The organism is Streptomyces sp. NPDC023723 (genome assembly GCF_040639815.1).
In the GTDB taxonomy this organism is placed as follows: domain Bacteria; phylum Actinomycetota; class Actinomycetes; order Streptomycetales; family Streptomycetaceae; genus Streptomyces.
Genome location: NZ_JBFAAP010000009.1, coordinates 73,246 through 92,505, shown reverse-complemented (window position 1 = coordinate 92,505; position 19,260 = coordinate 73,246). Strand labels below are relative to the sequence as shown.

Below are 19,260 nucleotides of genomic sequence, written 5' to 3'. Positions count from 1 at the left end.
GGCGGGTGTCTCGCGTGCGGTTCACGCGAGGCACCCGCCCCTTCGGCGCAGCACGGCGACACGAAGCAGCGGGCATCCGCCGTCCACCCGTTCGTCGACGAGTTCCGTCGCGGCCTGCCGGACCTCCGCCTCCTGGGCGACCATCGTCGCCCTGGGTGAGAACTCCGCGCCCAGCAGTCGGCGCCACTCGGCGTGCCGGGGCGGGTCCGCCTTCACCCGGCCCGGAGCCCGGCGGCTTCGCCGTACCTTCCCGGCGGAGAGGTCCTAGACGGCGGCGAGTTCGGGGCGCACGGCGGCCAGCGCGCCGACGATCTCGTCGACACCGGCCTTGGCGTCGCCGAAGAGCATCGCCGTGTTCTCGCGGAAGAACAGCGGGTTCTGCACGCCGGCGTAGCCGCTGGCCATGGACCGCTTGAAGACGACGACGTGCGCGGCCTCCCACACCCGCAGCACCGGCATGCCGGCGATGGGGCTGCTCGGGTCGTCGTCGGCGGCCGGGTTGACGGTGTCGTTGGCGCCGATGACCAGGACGACGTCGGTGTCGGCGAAGTCGTCGTTGATCTCGTCCATCTCCAGCACGATGTCGTAGGGCACCTTGGCCTCGGCCAGCAGGACGTTCATGTGTCCCGGCAGCCGGCCCGCCACCGGGTGGATGCCGAAGCGCACCTCCACGCCCCGCTCTCGCAGCAGCCGGGTCAACTCGGCCACCGGATACTGCGCCTGGGCCACCGCCATGCCGTAGCCGGGGGTGATCACCACGCGCGAGGCGCGGGCCAGCAGTTCCGCGGTCTCCGCGGCGGAGGTCTCCCGGTGCTCGCCCTGGGCGCCGTCGTCGTCGCCTCGGGGCGCCTCGATGCCGAAGCCGCCGCCGATGACCGAGAAGAACGAACGGTTCATGGCCTTGCACATGATGTACGACAGGTAGGCGCCGGAGGATCCGACGAGCGCGCCGGTGACGATGAGCAGGTCGTTGTTGAGCAGGAATCCGCTCGCGGCCGCGGCCCAGCCCGAGTAGCTGTTCAGCATCGACACCACGACGGGCATGTCGCCGCCGCCGATCGACGCCACCAGGTGCCAGCCGAAGAGCAGCGCGACGACCGTCACGGCCGTGATCGACCACAGGGCGGGACGGACCACGAAGACGACGGTGAGTGCGGCGAAGAGCACCAGCGCCGCCAGGTTGAGGGCGTTCTTCCCCGGCAGCACCAGAGGGGCGGACTTGATGCGCGCGCTCAGCTTGAGGTTGGCGACGATCGAGCCGGTGAAGGTGACGGCACCGATGAAGATGCCGATGAACACCTCCGCGTGGTGGATGCGCAGCAGCGACCCCTCGGCCCCGGCGAGGCCGTGGCGCTCGACCTCGACGTACGAGGCCCAGCCGACCAGGACGGCGGCCAGACCGACGAACGAGTGCAGCAGGGCGATCAGCTCGGGCATTCCGGTCATCCGCACGACGCGTGCCCGCCAGAGGCCGACCGCGCCGCCGACGACGAGTGCGGGGACCACGACCAGCAGGGTGGTGCCGCGGACGGTGCTGTCGTGCACGGTCAGGGCGATGGTGGCCGCCAGGGCGACCGTCATGCCGGCGACGCCGTAGGTCCAGCCCTGTCGGGCGGTCTCGTGCTTGCTCAGTCCGGCGAGCGACAGGATGAACAGGAGGGCGGCGGCGAGGTAGGCCGCGGTGGCGATCGAGGTTACGGACACGTCAGTTCCCCTTGCTGAACATGGCGAGCATGCGGCGGGTCACCGCGAAGCCGCCGAAGATGTTGATCGCGGCGAGCAGGGTGGCCGCGCCCGCCAGGACCTGGACCAGCGGCAGATCCAGCCCTGCCTGGAGCAGCGCGCCGACGACGATGACACCGGAGATGGCGTTGGTGACGCTCATCAAGGGGGTGTGCAGGGCGTGGTGGACCTTGCCGATGACGTAGTAGCCGACGACCACGGCCAGGGTGAGGACGGTGAAGTCCGCCGGAAGGGGCGCCGGCGCGAACGCGATCACCAGCCAGAGCAGTGCGACACCGGTGAGGACGAGCGCGGTCTTCGCGGCCGCCGACATCGCAGCGCGCGGTTCCGGCTCGGGCCGGGCCTCGGGGGCCGGGGTCCGCACCGGCGCCGCGCTGGTGCTGACCGGCGGTGGGGGCCACAGCTTCTCGCCGCGTCCGTCGCCGGTGGAGCGGACGACGGTGATGCCGCGCTGGACGGGGTCCTCCAGGTCCAGGACGGCGACGCCGTCCTTGCCGGGGGTGAGGAGCTTGAGCAGGTTGACGAGGTTGGTGCCGTAGAGCTGGCTGGCCTGGGTGGGCAGCCGGCCCGCGAGGTCGGTGTAGCCGAGGACGGTCACCCCGTTCTCGGTGACGATCCGCTTGCCGGCCACGCTGTTCTCGACGTTGCCGCCCTGCCCCGCGGCCATGTCCACGATGACCGACCCGGGCTTCATCGAGGCGACGTCCGCGGCCGTGAGGAGCCGGGGTGCCGCCCGGCCCGGGACGAGGGCGGTGGTGATGACGATGTCGACGTCGGCGGCCTGGTCGGTGTAGAGCCTGGCCGCGGCCTCGTTGTAGGTCTCGGAGGTCGCCTTGGCGTAGCCGTCCGACGACTGCTGGGCCTGCTCGTCCACGACCACCGGGAGGTACTCCCCGCCGAGGGACTTCACCTGGTCGGCCACCTCCGGCCGGGGGTCCGTGGCCCGTACGACGGCGCCCAGGCTGGCGGCGGCACCGATCGCGGCCAGGCCCGCCACTCCCGCCCCGGCAACCAGGACCTTGGCCGGGGGGACCTTGCCGGCCGCGGTGACCTGGCCGGTGAAGAAGCGGCCGAACTCGTGGGCGGCCTCCACGACCGCGCGGTACCCGGCGATGTTCGCCATGCTCGACAGCACGTCGAGCGACTGCGCGCGGCTGATCCGCGGAACGGCGTCCATGGCGAGGACCGTGATGTCCCGCTCGGCCAGGGCGTCGACGAGCTCCGGGTTGACCGCCGGTGCCAGGGTGCTGATCAGGTACGCGCCGTCCTTGGGACGGTCGATGTCCCCGGTGACGGGTCCGCTCACCCGCAGGACCAGGTCCGCGTCCCAGGCGTGGTCGGCGGTGCCGACGGCGGCGCCCGCCTCGGTGAAGGCGGCGTCGGAGAACGAGGAGAGCGCGCCGGCCCCTGCCTCGATCACCACGTCGTAGCCGAGGGCGATGAGCTGACGTACGGTCGCGGGTGTGGCGGCCACCCGGGTCTCCCCGGCGGGCTCGCGGGGCACTCCGACAATCATGCGAGTAACTCCTTCGGAACGTGGCCCGCTGTACGCGGGGGTGCAACACGGCATGCCTTGATGCCGGCCGAGTTGTCCCGGCCGGCATCAGACGTGACTCGGAGGTTTGATCAGTAGAGCAGGAGCGGGTTGACGAGTACACCCGTCGAACGGTGAATCGCTGGCGGGGCCGCCACCAGCAGACCGGTAGAAATACCCGCGTCCTTCAGTGTGGAAACGGCGGGCCCGAGAAGGCAGTTGTCGATCAGCGCGAGTCCGATCGAGTAGATGAGGCCGTGGACCTCCAGCCGTCCCCCGGGGTTGTCGCGGGCGTCGTGGAAGTCCCACAGCACGAGTCCCAGGTCCTGGGCGGCGAGCCACCGCGCGCCGTCCTGCCCGATGCCGGGCCGGCGCACGGCGGCCGCGCCACTCGGGTACACATTCCCGGCGGCCTCGTAGCGGTCGCGCCCCTGATAGACGATCAGCGCGTCGCCCGGCTCCAGGGTGACCCCGGTGGCGGCGAGGGCGGCGTCGAGGTCGGCACCCGTGACGGGCTCCTCGGCGGGGATCCAGTCCACGCCCCGGGCCGCCGTGACGTCGAGCAGGACACCGCGCGTGGCGATGCCGTGCTGCGCCCAGTTCACGATCGTGTCCTCGTCGGTCTCCGAGGCGGCGGCGGGAACGGGCCCGTGCCACCCGCCGTCCGCCCCGATGTGGGCGAGTCCGTCGAGGTGGGTGTTGTGCACTCCGTGCGGGTCGTAGGTGATGACCTCGCCGCCGTGGGCGTGGCGTCCGTACAGGCCGACCTGGACCTTGAGGCTCACGTCGCCGTGGCCGTCGGGGAGTTCCGCGTTGCCGAGGCGCTGCCAGTCTCGACCTCCCGCTCCAGTGAGACGGCCCGGCCGAGGCGGACCTGGGCGGCGCCGCGCAGCCTGGCCGCCTCGTCGATGAGTGCCACGGAACCGCGGCACTGGACCCCCGCGGTGTGCCGGGCGGCGGCGTGCGCGTCCGCGATCTCCCGCTCCCAGGGGGCGAGCGGGTCGGGTCCGAGGTCGTCGGTCATCCGGGTCACTCCATGTCTGCCAGGACTGGCTGTCGAGTCGGATTGCGGCGTGCGGCTCACACGCGGGCTGGGGACACCGCCGGCCTCGTGGCGTGTACCGGTCCGCCCGGGACGCCGGTCGGCCGGACCGCCGTGGTCGCCACGACGTCGGCGCCCGGAACTGTCGGGGGGCCACTATGTCCATCCTCGTTCACCCAGAACAGAACAAGTGAGCTCTTCAACGCAACACCGCAAGGATTCTGCTCCGCGCCCGAAGCCGCTGTCAATGGCTCGTCGCGCACCATCGGAGCAGTGGATTCCCGGTCGACTCCTTGACGCGCCATCTGGAGAGCTTCATCCTATGGCTAGCGCATAACAGTACGACTGTTCGGTAAAACGAAACGCATTCATACGCCGCACCAGACCGGTTTTCAGAGCCGTCAAGGCTCCTCGACAGAGCCGGAGGCGCACTGAGGGAAAGGGGTGCGGATGAGCACCGTGGACATCGACCCGACGGAGATCGACTTCTTCACCGACGCATCAGTGGCGGCGGACTCGGCACCGTATTTCGACCACATGCTCGCCAACCATCCGGTCTGGCGGGAGGACAAGTACGGCGTCGTCATCGTCACCGGCTACGAAGAGGCGCTGCAGGTCTACCACCAGCCCGAGGTCTACTCCTCCATCAACCGCACCGGCGGGCCCGTCGTGGACCTCCCGGTGGAGCTGGCCGGCGACGACCTGACGGATCTCCTCGAACAGCACCGGCGGTACTTCCCGACGAACGACCAGATCGTGACGTTCGACCCGCCGATGCACACCGATCACCGCGCCCTCCTGATGGGACTCATCACCCCCAAGCGCCTCAAGGAGAACGAGGACTTCCTCAAGGCCACGGCCGACCGGTTCCTCGACGAACTGCTTCCCGCTGGGGGCTGCGACTACATCTGGGACTACAGCAAGCGCTACGCGGTGCTCGCCGTCGCCGACCTCCTCGGCGTCCCCGTGTCCGACCACCCCATGCTCATCGAACTCCTGGCCACCCGCCCCGGCCCCGTACTCGGCAACCTCAAGCTCCAGACCGCCCACGGCAACACCCTGGAGCGGCTCTACGACTACTTCGTCCAGAAGATCGAGGAGCGGCGGGCCGTCCCCGCCAACGACATCCTCACCGGCATGGCCGTGGCCACCTTCCCCGACGGGACGCTGCCCGAGCCGATCCAGGTCGCCCGGATCGCCGCCAACCTCTTCGCCGCCGGCAACGAGACCACCGTCCAGCTGCTGGGCATCTCGCTGGCGCGCATCGCCGAGGACCCGGAGCTGCAGGAGCGGCTGCGCCGTGAACCCGCGCTGGTCCCCAAGTTCATCGAGGAGACCCTGCGCGTCGAGGCACCCATCAGGGGCTCCTTCCGGCTGACCAAGGTGGCCACCAGCATCGGCGGTCTGGACCTCGCGCCCGGCACGGTCGTCATGCTGCTGCACGGCGCGGCCGGCCGCGACGCACGGGTCTTCGACAACCCGGCCGAGTTCGACGTCACCCGGCCGAACTCCCGTCAGCACCTGGCCTTCGGCCGCGGCATCCACACCTGCCCGGGAGCCCCGCTGGCGCGCGCGGAAGCCGTCTTCTCGATCACCCGGCTGCTGGAGCGCACCGCGAGCATCGGCATCTCCGAGAAGCACCACGGCCCGGCCGGCGACCGGCACTGGGACCTCATGGAGAGCTACAAGTTCCGCGGGCACAACCACCTCCACCTCACCTTCGTCCAGCGGGAGGGCCGCTGATGGCCGGGGATCTCACGATCGACCGCGACCGCTGCATGGGGTCGGGGCAGTGCACGTTCTACGCGCCCGGCACGTTCGACCTCGACGACATGAGCATCGCCGTCGTCGTCGACGACCACGGCGACAGCGAGGACAAGATCCAGATGGCGATGACCGTGTGCCCCACCCGGTCCATCGCCCGCAACGCCGGTGCTGCCGGCCAGGGAGAGGCTTAGATGACGGCCAGTACCGAGGCGACGGTCTCCGCGACCGTCGCGGACCTGGAGAGCGACGGCCTCCTCGGTGAGTTCCCGGAGGGCCCCCGCCTGGTGGGCACCGCCTGCGGCGGCTGCGGCGCGACGATGATCGGGACGCGCGTGGTCTGCAGCACGTGCGTGAGCCGGGACGTGTCCCGCGTCGCGCTGCCGACGACGGGCGTCCTCTACACGTTCACCCGCCTGCACGTCGGCGGCGACGGTCCGCGCTCCCTCGGATACGTCGACCTCGACAACGGGGTCCGCACCCTCGCGGACCTGCGCGAGACGTCCGAACCCCTGCGCCCCGACGGGCGCGTGCGGCTCGGCACGGACGGCGACGCCTGGTACTTCACGCCCGTGACCGGCGAGTGAGGAGGAGACTCATGAGTGACAACGTGTTCGTCGTCTCGGCGGCGATGATCCCCTTCGGCAAGCACCGCGGCTCGTCCTACGTCGGACTGGCCGTGTCCCCGCTCGTCGACGCGCTGCGAGACGCCGGCATCGAGAAGCCGGACGTCGACGCCGTCTACGTGGGCCATTCCTACGGCGGCATGATGACCGGTCAGCGCATCACGAAGGAGATCGGCCTCGGCACGGTCCCGACCGTGAACGTCGACAACGCCTGCTCCTCCGGCGCGACCGCGGTGCACGAGGCGTACACGGCCATCGCGCAGGGCCTGATCGACGTGGCCGTCGTCATCGGTGTCGAGAAGCTGACCCAGTTCGGCGGCGGCACGCTGCCGCTGTCCCCCGAGGACCGCGAGGTCAAGCAGGGGCTGGTCATGCCGGCCGTCTACGCGATGCGGGCCACGCGCTACCTGTACGAGAACGACGCCACCGCCGAGGACCTCGCACGCGTCAGCGTCAAGGCACGCAGGCACGGCGCGCTCAACCCCTTCGCGCAGTTCCGCAAGGAGGTGACGGTCGAGGAGGTGCTCGCCGCCCGTCCGGTCGCCGATCCCTTCACCCTGCTCATGTGCTGCCCGACGGGGGACGGCGCCGCGGTCGTGGTGCTGGCCTCCGAGCGCGCCCGTGCGCGGCTGGGCACCCCGAACGGGATGCGGGTGGCTGCCTCGGTGCTGCACTCGGGCCAAGTGGCCGAGGGGTTCCGGGACATGACGAAGCCGGAGATCTCCTACGAGTCGGCGCGCGACGCGTACGCGCAGGCCGGCATCGGCCCCGACGACCTCGACATGATCGAGCTCCACGACGCGTTCTCGATCGCCGAACTCGTCTACTACGAGGCCTTCGGACTCACCGGGAAGTACAGCGCGACGACACTCCTGCGAGAGGGCAGGACCACCTTCGGCGGCGACGTGGTGGTGAATCCCAGCGGTGGACTGCTCGCCAAGGGCCACCCGGTCGGCGCCAGCGGCGTCGCACAGATCGCCGAGGCGTTCTGGCAGCTCGGCGGCCGGGCGGGAGCGCGTCAGGTCGACGACGCGCGCTGGGCGATGACCCACGTCACCGGCGGAGGCACCGCGGGCCTGGACCACGGCGCCTGCACCGTCCACATCTTCGAGGCGGCATGACGACCATGGAACGGCCGCCCCTGGAGGGGCTGCGGGTCATCGACCTGACGACCTTCCTGTCCGGGCCGTCGGCGACCCAGCTCCTGGGCGACCTCGGCGCCGACATCGTCAAGATCGAGTCCTTCCAGGGGGATTCGAGCCGGGCGATCGTCGGACCGGAGCTCGACGGGGACTGCGCCTACTACCTCGCCAACAACCGGAACAAGCGCAGCATCGCGCTCGATCTGAAGTCGCCGCGGGGGCGCGAGGTGCTGATGCGCCTCGTGGCCGGTGCCGACGTGGTCGTGGAGAACTTCCGGCCGGGCGTCACCGCCCGGCTGGGCATCTCCCCCGAGGACGTGGTCGCGGAGCATCCCTCCCTGGTGTGGGCCTCGATCAGCGGGTTCGGACAGGAGGGCCCGATGCGCGACCGGCCCGCCTACGACATGGTGGTCCAGGCGCTCAGCGGCGTGATGAGCATCAACGGCCATCCGGGAGCCCCCTCCGCGCGGCTCGGCATACCCGCCGGTGACGTCGTGGCCGGCCTGTTCGCCGTGATCGGTCTGCTGGCCGCGCTCCAGGCCCGCCAGGAGACGGGGCGTGGCCGCGTCGTCGACGTCTCCATGCTGCGCGGTCAGCTCGCCATGCTGTCCTACCAGGCGCTGTACGCCTACCTGCGGGACTCCGCCCCCGGTCCGCAGGGCGCCGGTCACGACTCCATCGCCACCTACCGGTCCTTCCGGGCGGGCGACGGCCGTGAGCTGGTGGTCACCGCGAACACTCCCCGGATGTGGGAGGGGCTGTGCCGGGTCCTCGGTCTCGACGGGCTGGTCACCGACGAGCGGTACGTCGACGCGGCGGCCAGGCTCCGGAACAAGGAGTCGCTCTGGGCGATCCTGGAGCCGCGCTTCGCCGAGCGCCCCGCCGCCGAGTGGGTCGAGCTTCTCGCCGCGGCGTCGGTGCCCGTGGCACCGGTGAAGAACGTCCTCGAAGCCCTCGCCGACGCGCGGGCGGCGGGCGACGGAAGCCTCGTCGAGGTGAAGAACGGCCACGTGTCCTTCGAGAACGTCGCCGCGCCGATCCGCTTCGTGGACACCGCAGAGGTCGAGCCGGTCTACCCGCCGGCGCTCGGCCAGGACACCTTCGACATCCTCGTCGGGGAGCTGGGGCTGTCCCGGTCCGAGGTCGACGAGCTGATCGCCGAGGGCGTCGTCATCGCGCCGGCCGGTGAGCCGGTGGCCTAGGCCGGTCCGGCGAGACGGCCCGCGCACGGCTGGAGGCCCGGACAGGAGTTCCTGTCCGGGCCTCCAGCCGTGCGCGCATCCGGGCCTCCAGCCATGCGCGCATTCGAAGTCCGGCCCCAGGTCCACCGGGGCGACGATCCGGTGTGCGCAAGGAGCACCGCGGGTCCGCCGGGGCGGCCGGACACACGGCGACGCCGGGACCCGCAAGGGAGCCCCGGCGTCGGCACGCCCCCGCCCGCGCGCTCAGGGCAGCCGGCGGATCGCCTCCACCGCCTGCGCGGCCGATGCCCCGGACGCGCTCAGGCGTCGTACCTGGTTGAGCGCCCGCACCCAGTTCACCGTCACGGCGCCGCACAGCGCCCCGTCCACGCCCGCGTGCACGACGGCCACGCGGCCGTCGGTCTCCAGGTCGCCGACGACGTCCGAACGGCCCTCGGGGGCACGCCAGCCGAAGGCGTTCACCTTCCAGTCGTACTGGTCCGACCAGACGTAGTCGGTGGACGTGTACGGCTCGCTCACCGCCCCCGTGACGGCGGCGGCGACGTACCGCGCCTGGTCGCCGGCGTTGGTCCAGTGTTCGGCGCGCACGTCGACACCCCGGCCGGGATGGGGCCAGCGTGCGACGTCCCCGAGGGCGAAGATGTCGTCGTGTCCGAGGGCGCGCAGGAACCTGTCGGTCAGCACCCCGTTGTCGAGCCGCAGGCCGGACGACTCGAGCCACCCCGTCGACGGAACCGATCCGATCCCGACCACCACGGTCGACGCCACGAGCCTTTCTCCGTCGTCGAGTTCGACCGTGAGGTCGCCTGCCTCGCCCTCGATGCCGACGACACCGGCCCCGAAGCGGGTCTTCACACCGTTGCGCACGTGCAGGTCGACCAAGCTGCCCGCGATCTCCGGGCCGACGAGCCGGGCCATCGGCTCGGCCAGGGGGTCGACGACCGTGACCTCGCAGCGCCGTGCCCGCGCCGCGGCGGCGATCTCGGTACCGATGAAACCGCCGCCCACGACGACGACCGGCTCACCGAGTGCGAGCCGCCCGGCGATGGAGCGCGAGTCGTCCAGCGTCCTGAGCTGGAACACACCGGACCGGGGTTTCCACGGTGAGGGGCGGGCCTCGGCGCCGGTGGCGATGACGAGTACGTCGTATTCGACGCTCGTGCCATCGGCGAGCCGCACCAGCCCGGCGTCGGGATCGAGGCCCACGGCCGCATTTCCCAGCCGCAGCTGGACGCCCAGTTCGGTCAGTTCCGACTCGCCGGCCAGCCGGATCTCCTCCACGGAGGTGTCCGCCCACTCCTGCAGCAGGAGTTTCTTGGACAGCGGCGGGCGGTCGTAGGGGAGTTCGTCCTCGGCGCCGATGAGTGTGACGGGGCCGGGGTGACCGAGCGCCCGGAGGCTCTGCGCGGTTCGGGTCCCGGCGAGCGAGGCGCCGACTATGACGACGTGGCGGGCCACGGCTTCGGCCATCGTCCAGGTCCTTCTCTGTCGGTGGAGGTGGGATGTGTGAGCGTCACGGGCTCGGCCGGCTCGCTCTGCCCTCTCATTGAAACGAACGAGGGAGCCGTACAACGCAACAGCGTTATCCTGATAGCCGCCGCGACAGGTGTCAATGGCAGCGCGGCCCGCCGGCCTCCGCGAAGGGCGCCCCGCCCGCCGCGACCGGACATCGGACGGCGACCGGGGTTCAGTGACGCAGCGCGTCCGCGACGATCTCCCCGACAAGGACCGCGGTGGCCGCAGGGCCGCGCTGCGGAGCGTCCGGGAGGATGGAGGTGTCGGCCACGACGAGCCCATTCAGCCCGTGCACCCGGCCGAACTCGTCCACGACGGCCCCGGGACTGCCCTCGGGTCCCATGGGAACCGTGCCGCACGTGTGCTGCGACGTGCCGAGCGCATCACGTATCCAGGCGTCGAGGGCCCGGTCGTCCTTCAGCACCGCGGGCGCCACGACGGGGGCCGGGCTCCCCACCTCCACGAAGGCCGACGCGGCAAGCACCTCGACCGCGGCGCGGACGGCGCCGCGCAGACGGGCCCGGTCGGACGGCGTACCCAGGTATCCGTGCTCGACCACCGGTGCCACGTCCGGATCGGCCGACTTCACCAGCACCCTTCCGGTCGGGCGCGGCGCCAGCGCCGAGACCAGGAAGGCCATGGGCGCGCACGGCACGCGCACCTCGCCGCGCACGAGTCCCGCGACCGGTACCAGCGACTGCAGCACCTCCACCTGGCCCAGTCCGCCGCCCAGTTCGAGGTGCAGGCAGGACCCCATCCAGTTGTCCGCCGGCTCGCCCCAGTCGTCCTGGGTGCCGCATTCCAGGATGATCTGCGGGTGGTCGCTGAATCCGGCCCCCACTGCGGGGGCATCGCGCACGAGCGGGATGCCGAGCCGCTCCAGGTCCGCACGGGGGCCGACGCCGGAGAGCTGGAGCAGCTTCGCCGAGGCCAGCGCGCCGGCGCTGACGACGACCGTCCCGGCATCGACCGCCGTGCGGTGCCCCCGGTACTCCACCAGCACACCGGTGGCCCGCCTGCCCGCGAAGAGGATCCGCAGGACACGGCAGTCACCGACCACCCGGAGATTGGGCCGAGCCAGCACCTCGCCGGTCAGGTAGGACAGCGCCGCGTTGCGCCGGACACCGTCCACCGCGTTCGACGGAACGGGACCGACACCCGCCGACGCCTGATCGTTCTTGTCGGGGTCGGCGACGTGCCCGACGGCGAGAGCGGCGTCCAGGAACGCCTTCTCCGCGGGATGCGTCAGACGGCTGCGGCACACCCGGACGGGTCCCGACCCGCCGTGGACCGCGCTGTCGCCGTGGTCCAGGTCGGTCTCCAGCGCGCGCAGGAAGGGCAGTACCCGCTCCCACGCCCAGGCGGGACTGCCCGCGGCCGACCACCGGTCGAAGTCCGCGCGCCGGGCCCGCACGAAGTAGCCGCCGTTGACCGTGGTCGAGCCGCCGGCCACCCGGCCGCGGGGCACTGCCCAGGGACGCTCCGGGGTAAGGCGGGCAGGCCAGAGGTCGACCGCCGGATGGCCCGTACGGGCCCCCGGCACCAGCCGTGCGTCGAGGAGGGCGGGGCCGAAGTCGGCCTCGCTCCGGTGGGCCGGTCCCGCCTCCAGCAGCAGGACCTGACGGTCCGGATCCTCGCTGAGCCGGGCGGCGAGTGCGGCGCCCGCCGCGCCCGCCCCGACCACGACCGCATCGGGCGTGGCGGTGCCAAGGGGCGCGGCCCCGGGGGAACGAGTGCGTCGGGAGTTCATCTCCATGAGATCAAAGGCCGCCCGCGGTCCCCGCGCAAGCCCCACGAGGAGGTCGCGGCCATCACCTCGCGACGGACTCTAGCTTTTTGGCATCGCATGCCAATACTGTGACCGCACGCTAGAGCGCCAGTGCTCGACGGGCTTCCGCCTCGCCGCGGACGCGCCGGGCCCCGGCCCGGACGACAGGAGAACACCGTGGACCAGAACGCCACCGCAGACCTCCACCACCAGAGCGCCGACACCTCCGCCCCGGACCCCGCGGACGGGCTGGTCGAGACCGACGACCTCATCGAGGAGATCTCGATCGACGGCATGTGCGGCGTCTACTGATCAGGAAGCTCCCATGTCTGACACCCCGCAGGAGCCGCCGGCGGCTCCTGCCCCGGCCGCCGGCCCCGGGCTGGACCTCGACTCGGCCTGGGGACTGCACCCCCAGGTGTCCGTCCGCCCCGAACCGTTCGGGGCCCTCCTGTACCACTTCGGGACGCGACAGCTGACCTTCCTCAAGGAACGGCGCCTGCTCGACGTGGTCCGCGCCCTGGACTCCGCTCCCTGTGCCCGGGCCGCCTGCCTCACGGCCGGAGTGCCCGAGCCGCAACTCCCCCGCTACGCACGGGCGCTCGCCGCACTGGCCCGCTCGGCGATGCTGGTGGAAAGGACCGTGACCGCATGACCCCACCGACGACGGCCCCGCGTCTGACGGATCTGTTCGAGCAGGGGCTCGACTCCCCCATCTGTCTGACCTGGGAACTCACCTACGCCTGCAACCTGGCGTGCACCCACTGCCTGTCCAGTTCCGGGCGGCGCGACCCGCGTGAGCTGTCCACCGACGAGGCCAAGGCCGTGATCGACGAACTGGAGGCCATGCAGGTCTTCTACGTCAACATCGGCGGCGGCGAACCCACCGTCCGCCCCGACTTCTTCGAACTGCTGGACTACGCGACCGAGCACCACGTCGGCGTCAAGTTCTCCACGAACGGCATCCGCATCACCCCCGCCGTGGCACGCAGGCTGGCGGCGAACACCTACGTCGACGTGCAGGTGTCCCTCGACGGCGCGACCGCCGAGGTCAACGACGCCGTACGCGGCAAGGGCTCGTTCGACACCGCCGTGCGGGCGCTGAGGAACCTGGCGGACGCCGGCCTGCGGGGCGCCAAGCTCTCCGTGGTGTGCACCCGGCACAACATCGCCCAGCTCGACCGGTTCAAGGAGATCGCCGACGAGTACGGGGCGCAGCTCCGGCTGACCCGGCTGCGGCCCTCGGGGCGCGGCGCCGACGTCTGGGACGACCTGCACCCGCTGCCCGAGCAGCAACGCGTCCTCTACGACTGGCTGATGGCCAACGGCGACCGGGTGCTGACCGGTGACTCCTTCTTCCACCTGTCGGCGTTCGGAGCGGCTCTGCCGGGCCTGAACCTGTGCGGCGCGGGACGCGTGGTGTGCCTCATCGACCCGGTGGGCGACGTCTACGCGTGCCCCTTCGCGATCCACGACGCGTTCCGCGCCGGCAGTGTCCGCGCCGGCGGCGGTTTCACCGGTGTGTGGCGCCACTCGGAACTGTTCCGCGAACTGCGTGCCCCGCAGGGTGCGTCGGCCTGCACTTCCTGCTCCTTCTACGACAGTTGCAAGGGCGGCTGCATGGCCGCCAAGTTCTTCACCGGGCTGCCGCTGGACGGCCCCGACCCCGAGTGCGTCCAGGGTCACGCCGAGCCGTTGCTGGCAGCCCGGACGAGCGTCCCCAAGCCGTCGGGCGACCACAGCCACCGCACCGCTCCGGCCGCCCGCCCGGGTCCGGTCCCCCTGACGCTGAGCAGGCGGCCCAGCCCGGCGGCCATGCCCGTCAGCCTCTGCGACGAGTCGCCCGTCGCGGGTCTGCGGCCGGCCTGACGCCTCCGTCCCCACCCGCACACCGAGAAAGCGAAACCCATGAGCAGGAACGCCTGGTTCGAAACGGTCGCCGAGGCCCAGCGGCGAGCCAAGAAGTACCTTCCCAAGATGGTCTACGGTGCCCTCGTCGCGGGTTCCGAGCGGGGCCGCACGATCGACGACAACCTGGCCGCCTTCGCCGAACTCGGCTTCGCTCCCCGCGTGGTGGGACATCACGCCGAGCGCGACCTGTCCACCACGGTGCTGGGCATGAAGGCCGCGTTCCCGGTCGTGATCTCCCCCACCGGCGTACAGGCGGTGCACCCCGACGGGGAGGTCGCCGTGGCCCGCGCGGCGGCCGCGCGGGGCATCCCGATGGGACTCAGTTCCTTCGCCAGCAAGCCGGTGGAGGAGGTCACCGCGGCCAACCCCGACACCGCCTTCCAGCTCTACTGGTCCGGCACCCGGGACGTCATGGTCCAGCGCATGCAGAGGGCGAAGGCCGCCGGCGCCAAGGCGCTGATCCTCACCCTCGACTGGTCCTTCTCCCACGGCCGCGACTGGGGCAGCCCCTTCATCCCCGACAAGGTCGATCTGCGCACCATGGTCAAGCTCGCCCCCGGTGTGCTGCCGCACCCGGGCTGGCTGTGGACCTTCGCCCGCACCGGCCGCATCCCGGACCTCACCACCCCCAACCTCACGCCACCCGGGGAGCAGGCCCCCACCTTCTTCGGTGCCTACGGCGAGTGGATGCAGACCACCCCGCCGACCTGGGAGGACGTGAGCTGGCTGGTGCGGGAGTGGGACGGCCCGTTCCTCCTCAAGGGCGTGAGCCGGGTGGACGACGCCCGCCGCGCGGTCGACGCCGGCGTCACCGCGATCTCCGTCTCCAACCACGGCGGCAACAACCTCGACACCACACCCGCGACCATCCGCATCCTGCCGTCCGTCGCCGAGGCCGTCGGAGACGAGATCGAGGTATTGCTGGACGGCGGGGTACGCAGGGGCGGTGACGTGGCCAAGGCCCTCGCCCTCGGCGCCCGGGCGGTGCTGATCGGACGCGCGTACCTCTGGGGGCTCGCGGCGAACGGTCAGGCCGGCGTGGAGAACGTCCTCGACATCCTGCGCGGCGGTCTGGACTCCGCGGTCCTCGGCCTGGGCCACGCGTCCGTGGACGGTCTCGACCCCGACGACCTGGTCGTCCCGGACGGATTCGCCCGCGTTCTCGGCGGCGGCGCCCCGGTGTCCTCGTCGGCCGCCGCTTCCCTGGGCGCGCTCAGCACCACCGCCTGAGCGTGGACACGGAACTCTCCCGGCGCCCGTGGCCCCGGGTGCCCGCCGCCGGGACGACCGTCCTCGTCCCGGTCGGCTCCACCGAACAGCACGGCCCGCACCTGCCGCTCGACACCGACACCGCGATAGCCCGCGCGGTCGCCGAGCGGGCCGCCGGGCGTCTGGACGGTTCCGTCGTGGTGGCTCCCGCGCTCGCCTACGGCAACAGCGGTGAACACGCCGGGTTTCCCGGCACCGTCTCCATCGGCCACGAGGCCCTGTGCGCGGTCCTGGTCGAACTGGTGCGGTCGCTCGGACTGTGGGCCACCCGCACCGTCTTCGTCAACGGCCATGGCGGCAACGGCCGTTCGCTCGACGAGGCGGTCATGCAAATGCGGCTCGAAGGGCACGAGGTCGCGTGGACGGGATGCGACTTCCCCGGCTCCGACGCGCACGCCGGCCACACCGAGACCTCCGTGATGCTGCATCTGGCCCCCGAGCGTGTCGACACGCACGCCTCGGCGGCCGGAAACACCAGCCCGCTGGCCGAGTTGCTGCCCGCCCTCGTGGCGGGCGGCGTGCGCGCCGTCGCGCCCAACGGGGTCCTCGGCGACCCCACCGGAGCCTCCGCCGACGAGGGACGGCGGCTGCTCGACATCCAGGCGGAGACCGTCGCCCGACGCGTCGCCGCCTTCGCCCCCGACGCCCGTGGCCGGCTCGTCGCCCCCGGGAGAGGAACGCAGACATGACACTCCAGGCCGCCCGACCGCACGGGGGAACCGAGCCGGAGCGGGGGCCGGGCTCCGGTCAAGGGCCCCCGGACCGCCGGGAGGCCGCCCTTCCCCACGGCTTCCGTATCGCCCTGGACCGCCACACCCGCGTCCTGGACGACGGGCGGGCGCTGCTCGGCGGAGCTCCGGTCACCCGGCTGCTCCGCCTGACCACCCGCGCGCAGGGCATGCTCGCCCCCGACCGCACCTTGAGCGTTCGGACTCCGGCGGCAGCGGCGCTGGCCGACCGGCTCCTCGAACTGGGGCTGGCGCATCCCCTCGTGGCCGACCTGCCGCTGCCCGAGAAGGCGGACGTCACCTACGTCGTCCCCGTCCGCGACCGGCCCGGCCGGCTCGACCGGTTGCTGCGCAGCATCGCTCCCGACAGCACGGTGATCGTCGTCGACGACGCCTCCCTGGACGGCGAGTCCGTCGCCGGCGTCGTACGGCGTCACGGCGCGCGCCTGGTCGTCCTGCCGGACAACCTCGGACCGGCCGGGGCCCGCAACGCGGGACTTCGGCTCGTGCGCACCCCCTTCACGGTTTTCGTCGACTCGGACGTCGTCCTCGGCCCGGACACCGTCAGCACCCTGCTGCGGCACTTCACGGACCCCCGGGTGGGCATGGCCGTACCCCGCGTCACCGGGCTGCGCACCGCGGGCTCCGGCAACTGGATCGGGCGGTACGAGGAGACCCGTTCCTCCCTCGACCTCGGCGACCGTCCGGCGCTGGTACGCCCCGGTTCGTTCGTCTCGTGGGCGTCCACGGCGTGCGTCGTCGCCCGCACCGAAACCCTCGGCGCCGGTTTCGACGCGCGCATGCGCGTCGGTGAGGACGTCGACCTGGGCTGGCGGGCGGTCGCCCGGGGGTGGCGGCTGCGCTACGAGCCGGCCGCAACGGTGGCCCACGAGCACCGAACCGGGTTCGTGGACTGGTTCCGCCGCAAGGCCGAATACGGCACGGGTGCCCACCCGCTGTCCCAGCGTCATCCCCGGTCGGTCGCCCCGGCCGTCCTCGCGCCGTGGAACACCGTCGCGGTGCTGGCCCTGCTCGCCCAGCGGCGCTGGTCCGCGCCCGTCGCGGCGGGGGTCTGCGCGGTGACCGCGCTCAGCGTGCGCCGCAGGCTGGACGGGGCCGACCGCCCGCTGCGCACCGCGACGGCGCTCACCGCGAACGGCGCGGTGTCCGCGCTCAGCCAGACGGGCGCCCTGCTGACCCGGCACTGGTGGCCGGTCACGGCGGGACTGTGTCTGGTGTCGCGGCGCGCGCGACGCGCCGCGGCGGTAGCCGCGGTCGCGGATGTGATCCTTGAGCGGGCGAACGGGCGGGCCGGGCTCGATCCCCTCCGGTACACGGTGGCGCGCAGGCTGGACGACATCGCCTACGGGTCGGGGGTCTGGTGGTCAGCGGTGCGCGGACGTTCGGCCGCCGCGCTGCTGCCGCGGATTCAGAGTCCGGCGGCCAGGCGCCCGAAGGCCTCGTCCAGCAGTTCCGCCAGGTCGGCGTTCTCGTCGCGCAGCCAGCGCTCGTAGGCCGCGACGCTCGCGGCAAGGGCGACGTGTCCCGTCAGTGACGGTCCGAGTTCGGCCGGGTCCAGGCCGGCACGCGAGGCGGCGAACTCCGTGACGATGTCCCGCCATGCCTGGTAGCGCAGGGTGGAGTCGGCCTGCAGCGCGGGAACATGGAGGATCAGTTCCATCCGGCGGCGGTGCCAGGAGACCGTCGCCGGGTCGAAGCGGTTGAACTCGACGATCGCAGTGCGCAGTGCCGTCATGACCGGAGTTTCGGCGGGAACGGCGGCCAGGAGTTTGCGGAGCCATCCGAGCTGGACCTCGAAGTCGCCCCAGACCAGGTCGTTCTTCGAGCTGAAGTACCGGAAGAAGGTGCGCCGGCCGATCCCCGCCGCAGCCGCGATGTCGTCGACGGTCACCGCCTCGAATCCCCGCCCGTCGAACAGCTCGAACCCGATCCGCTCCAGTTCGGCCCGGGACGTCGCCCGCGGTCTTCCGCCCCTGCCTCGTCCCTCTCCGAGCAGACCTGCCACAGGCCGATCCACCTGCGCTCCCTCCGTTCCCGCCGACGTTCACCGCACCACTGCCGCCGCTCTCAACATACGCGCTGCCCAGCGGCACGGACGACGGTGTCACAGGGATGCGGTACGCCGGTCTCCGAGCGGCGATACGGAACGGAACGGCCGTTTCTTAGAGCGGACAGACCCGCCCCTCACATCCGGGCCCTGCCTGCATCCTCCTGCCCGACTGCTTGACACTGCCCGCTCCACACACAACACTGACAAGCGTTAAGCCGATCGTGCGTTTCGATTAACGGAACAGCCTCCACGGGGCGAGCCAGCGCGGTTCCGCCCCCTGCCAGGCAGGCAGACCCCCGGTCCTCCTCGGGACCCCTTTCCACCGCGCCCAGCCAGCACCCCAGGGAGAAGAAGTGACCTTCGTCGTAACGCAGGCCTGCGTGGACGTGCAGGACAAGAGCTGCACCCAGGTCTGCCCGGCCGACTGCATCTACGAGGGCGACCGGATGATGTACATCAACCCGGACCAGTGCATCGACTGCGGCGCATGCGAAGAGGTCTGCCCGATGTCCGCCATCCGCTACGACGGCGACCTGACGGACCCCGACCTCCAGTTCATCGACATCAACGCGGCGTTCTTCGAAGGCATGGAGGCGCCCAAGGGCGCCCGGAAGCTGGGGAAGATCAACCGGGACGTCCCCTTCGTGGCCGCACTGCCCCGCGCCACCGGCTGACCCGGTTTCCACCACCACCTCCGCCCGGATGGACCCGTCTCCCCGTCCTCCTGCCTCGGTTAGGGCTTCCCGCCTGGTCACCCGACCTCGGCTCCGATCGGCGTGCGGTGTTCCCGCTGTGGCCGGGTGCGTTCACCGACCCGGGCAGCGGGGATCTCGCCCGCCGCGGGAGATGGAGCCTCGCGACCTTGTCCTCGACCCGGCCGGCCGAGACCGGATTTCCTACGCTCGGTCGAAAGCATAGCGATTATTTAGTCAACTATATATGCTC

General features: G+C 71.8%; 20 protein-coding genes. 12 read left to right on the top strand and 8 right to left on the bottom strand.

The window, feature by feature from the left end; all coding sequences use genetic code 11:
* Positions 1–21: 21 nt before the first annotated feature.
* The 5 genes from AB0G32_RS13180 to AB0G32_RS13160 all read right to left on the bottom strand — a co-directional run bounded on the left by AB0G32_RS13180 (position 22) and on the right by AB0G32_RS13160 (position 4,301).
* Complete coding sequence (locus tag AB0G32_RS13180) at positions 22–216, bottom strand: hypothetical protein (protein ID WP_361162149.1); 195 nt, start codon at positions 214–216, stop codon at positions 22–24.
* Between the two features lie 48 nt (positions 217–264).
* Positions 265–1,704, bottom strand: a complete 1,440-nt coding sequence (gene pntB / locus AB0G32_RS13175) for a Re/Si-specific NAD(P)(+) transhydrogenase subunit beta (RefSeq protein ID WP_361162148.1) — start codon at positions 1,702–1,704, stop codon at positions 265–267.
* Between the two features lies 1 nt (position 1,705).
* Positions 1,706–3,259, bottom strand: coding sequence for a Re/Si-specific NAD(P)(+) transhydrogenase subunit alpha (locus tag AB0G32_RS13170; protein WP_361162146.1), 1,554 nt, complete (start codon positions 3,257–3,259; stop codon positions 1,706–1,708).
* 110 nt (positions 3,260–3,369) lie between these two features.
* Complete coding sequence (locus AB0G32_RS13165; RefSeq protein WP_361162145.1) at positions 3,370–4,062, bottom strand: cyclase family protein; 693 nt, start codon at positions 4,060–4,062, stop codon at positions 3,370–3,372.
* A complete protein-coding gene (locus tag AB0G32_RS13160; protein ID WP_361162143.1) occupies positions 4,059–4,301 on the bottom strand; it encodes a hypothetical protein in 243 nt (80 codons plus the stop codon). Before AB0G32_RS13160 ends, AB0G32_RS13165 begins: the two co-directional genes overlap by 4 nt.
* A 468-nt stretch (positions 4,302–4,769) precedes the next feature.
* Between AB0G32_RS13160 and AB0G32_RS13155 the strand changes: the two genes are divergently transcribed.
* Genes AB0G32_RS13155 through AB0G32_RS13135 form a run of 5 tightly spaced genes read left to right on the top strand, consistent with a single transcriptional unit; the run spans position 4,770 to position 9,053 of the window.
* Positions 4,770–6,062 (top strand): cytochrome P450, encoded by a 1,293-nt coding sequence (locus AB0G32_RS13155; RefSeq protein ID WP_361162141.1) that lies wholly within the window; start codon positions 4,770–4,772, stop codon positions 6,060–6,062.
* Entirely contained in the window at positions 6,062–6,277 is a 216-nt protein-coding gene (locus AB0G32_RS13150) for a ferredoxin (protein ID WP_361162139.1), read from the top strand. The genes AB0G32_RS13155 and AB0G32_RS13150 overlap by 1 nt, the downstream gene beginning before the upstream one ends.
* Complete coding sequence (locus AB0G32_RS13145) at positions 6,278–6,670, top strand: OB-fold domain-containing protein (RefSeq protein ID WP_361162138.1); 393 nt, start codon at positions 6,278–6,280, stop codon at positions 6,668–6,670.
* Between the two features lie 11 nt (positions 6,671–6,681).
* Positions 6,682–7,830, top strand: a complete 1,149-nt coding sequence (locus AB0G32_RS13140; protein WP_361162136.1) for a thiolase family protein — start codon at positions 6,682–6,684, stop codon at positions 7,828–7,830.
* Complete coding sequence (locus tag AB0G32_RS13135) at positions 7,827–9,053, top strand: CoA transferase (RefSeq protein ID WP_361162134.1); 1,227 nt, start codon at positions 7,827–7,829, stop codon at positions 9,051–9,053. Before AB0G32_RS13140 ends, AB0G32_RS13135 begins: the two co-directional genes overlap by 4 nt.
* Positions 9,054–9,296: 243 nt before the next feature.
* Here AB0G32_RS13135 and AB0G32_RS13130 read toward each other — a convergent pair whose 3' ends face one another.
* A complete protein-coding gene (locus AB0G32_RS13130) occupies positions 9,297–10,523 on the bottom strand; it encodes an FAD-dependent oxidoreductase (protein WP_361162132.1) in 1,227 nt (408 codons plus the stop codon).
* Between the two features lie 217 nt (positions 10,524–10,740).
* Complete coding sequence (mftG, locus tag AB0G32_RS13125) at positions 10,741–12,318, bottom strand: mycofactocin system GMC family oxidoreductase MftG (protein ID WP_361162130.1); 1,578 nt, start codon at positions 12,316–12,318, stop codon at positions 10,741–10,743.
* Between the two features lie 195 nt (positions 12,319–12,513).
* On the opposite strand from mftG, the gene mftA reads away from it, so the two are divergent.
* Genes mftA through mftF form a run of 6 tightly spaced genes read left to right on the top strand, consistent with a single transcriptional unit; the run spans position 12,514 to position 17,758 of the window.
* Positions 12,514–12,648 (top strand): mycofactocin precursor MftA, encoded by a 135-nt coding sequence (gene mftA / locus AB0G32_RS13120; RefSeq protein ID WP_361162128.1) that lies wholly within the window; start codon positions 12,514–12,516, stop codon positions 12,646–12,648.
* Positions 12,649–12,661: 13 nt separating this feature from the next.
* A complete protein-coding gene (gene mftB / locus AB0G32_RS13115; protein WP_361162126.1) occupies positions 12,662–12,991 on the top strand; it encodes a mycofactocin biosynthesis chaperone MftB in 330 nt (109 codons plus the stop codon).
* Positions 12,988–14,205, top strand: coding sequence for a mycofactocin radical SAM maturase (gene mftC / locus AB0G32_RS13110; RefSeq protein ID WP_361162124.1), 1,218 nt, complete (start codon positions 12,988–12,990; stop codon positions 14,203–14,205). The genes mftB and mftC overlap by 4 nt, the downstream gene beginning before the upstream one ends.
* 39 nt (positions 14,206–14,244) lie before the next feature.
* Positions 14,245–15,477, top strand: coding sequence for a pre-mycofactocin synthase MftD (gene mftD / locus AB0G32_RS13105; RefSeq protein WP_361162122.1), 1,233 nt, complete (start codon positions 14,245–14,247; stop codon positions 15,475–15,477).
* A 2-nt stretch (positions 15,478–15,479) separates the two neighbouring features.
* Positions 15,480–16,205 (top strand): mycofactocin biosynthesis peptidyl-dipeptidase MftE, encoded by a 726-nt coding sequence (mftE, locus tag AB0G32_RS13100; protein WP_361162120.1) that lies wholly within the window; start codon positions 15,480–15,482, stop codon positions 16,203–16,205.
* Positions 16,202–17,758 (top strand): mycofactocin biosynthesis glycosyltransferase MftF, encoded by a 1,557-nt coding sequence (gene mftF / locus AB0G32_RS13095; RefSeq protein ID WP_361162118.1) that lies wholly within the window; start codon positions 16,202–16,204, stop codon positions 17,756–17,758. Before mftE ends, mftF begins: the two co-directional genes overlap by 4 nt.
* Here mftF and mftR read toward each other — a convergent pair.
* Positions 17,674–18,270 carry a mycofactocin system transcriptional regulator gene (mftR, locus tag AB0G32_RS13090; protein WP_361162116.1) on the bottom strand — a complete coding sequence of 199 codons (597 nt, stop codon included), beginning with the start codon at positions 18,268–18,270 and terminating at the stop codon, positions 17,674–17,676. The genes mftF and mftR overlap by 85 nt on opposite strands.
* 398 nt (positions 18,271–18,668) lie before the next feature.
* Here mftR and fdxA point away from each other — a divergent pair, with 398 nt between their 5' ends.
* Positions 18,669–18,989, top strand: coding sequence for a ferredoxin (gene fdxA, locus AB0G32_RS13085; protein ID WP_361162115.1), 321 nt, complete (start codon positions 18,669–18,671; stop codon positions 18,987–18,989).
* Positions 18,990–19,260: the final 271 nt, after the last annotated feature.

What these genes read in the sequence shown, in the direction of transcription:
- AB0G32_RS13130 (WP_361162132.1), bottom strand. Translation starts at nt 10,523, where the DNA reads ATGGCCGAAGCCGTGGCCCGCCACGTCGTCATAGTCGGCGCCTCGCTC.
- mftB (WP_361162126.1), top strand. Translation starts at nt 12,662, where the DNA reads ATGTCTGACACCCCGCAGGAGCCGCCGGCGGCTCCTGCCCCGGCCGCC.
- mftG (WP_361162130.1), bottom strand. Translation starts at nt 12,318, where the DNA reads ATGAACTCCCGACGCACTCGTTCCCCCGGGGCCGCGCCCCTTGGCACC.
- AB0G32_RS13140 (WP_361162136.1), top strand. Translation starts at nt 6,682, where the DNA reads ATGAGTGACAACGTGTTCGTCGTCTCGGCGGCGATGATCCCCTTCGGC.
- mftF (WP_361162118.1), top strand. Translation starts at nt 16,202, where the DNA reads ATGACACTCCAGGCCGCCCGACCGCACGGGGGAACCGAGCCGGAGCGG.
- mftD (WP_361162122.1), top strand. Translation starts at nt 14,245, where the DNA reads ATGAGCAGGAACGCCTGGTTCGAAACGGTCGCCGAGGCCCAGCGGCGA.
- AB0G32_RS13155 (WP_361162141.1), top strand. Translation starts at nt 4,770, where the DNA reads ATGAGCACCGTGGACATCGACCCGACGGAGATCGACTTCTTCACCGAC.
- AB0G32_RS13135 (WP_361162134.1), top strand. Translation starts at nt 7,827, where the DNA reads ATGACGACCATGGAACGGCCGCCCCTGGAGGGGCTGCGGGTCATCGAC.
- AB0G32_RS13170 (WP_361162146.1), bottom strand. Translation starts at nt 3,259, where the DNA reads ATGATTGTCGGAGTGCCCCGCGAGCCCGCCGGGGAGACCCGGGTGGCC.
- AB0G32_RS13160 (WP_361162143.1), bottom strand. Translation starts at nt 4,301, where the DNA reads ATGACCGACGACCTCGGACCCGACCCGCTCGCCCCCTGGGAGCGGGAG.
- AB0G32_RS13150 (WP_361162139.1), top strand. Translation starts at nt 6,062, where the DNA reads ATGGCCGGGGATCTCACGATCGACCGCGACCGCTGCATGGGGTCGGGG.
- AB0G32_RS13145 (WP_361162138.1), top strand. Translation starts at nt 6,278, where the DNA reads ATGACGGCCAGTACCGAGGCGACGGTCTCCGCGACCGTCGCGGACCTG.
- mftC (WP_361162124.1), top strand. Translation starts at nt 12,988, where the DNA reads ATGACCCCACCGACGACGGCCCCGCGTCTGACGGATCTGTTCGAGCAG.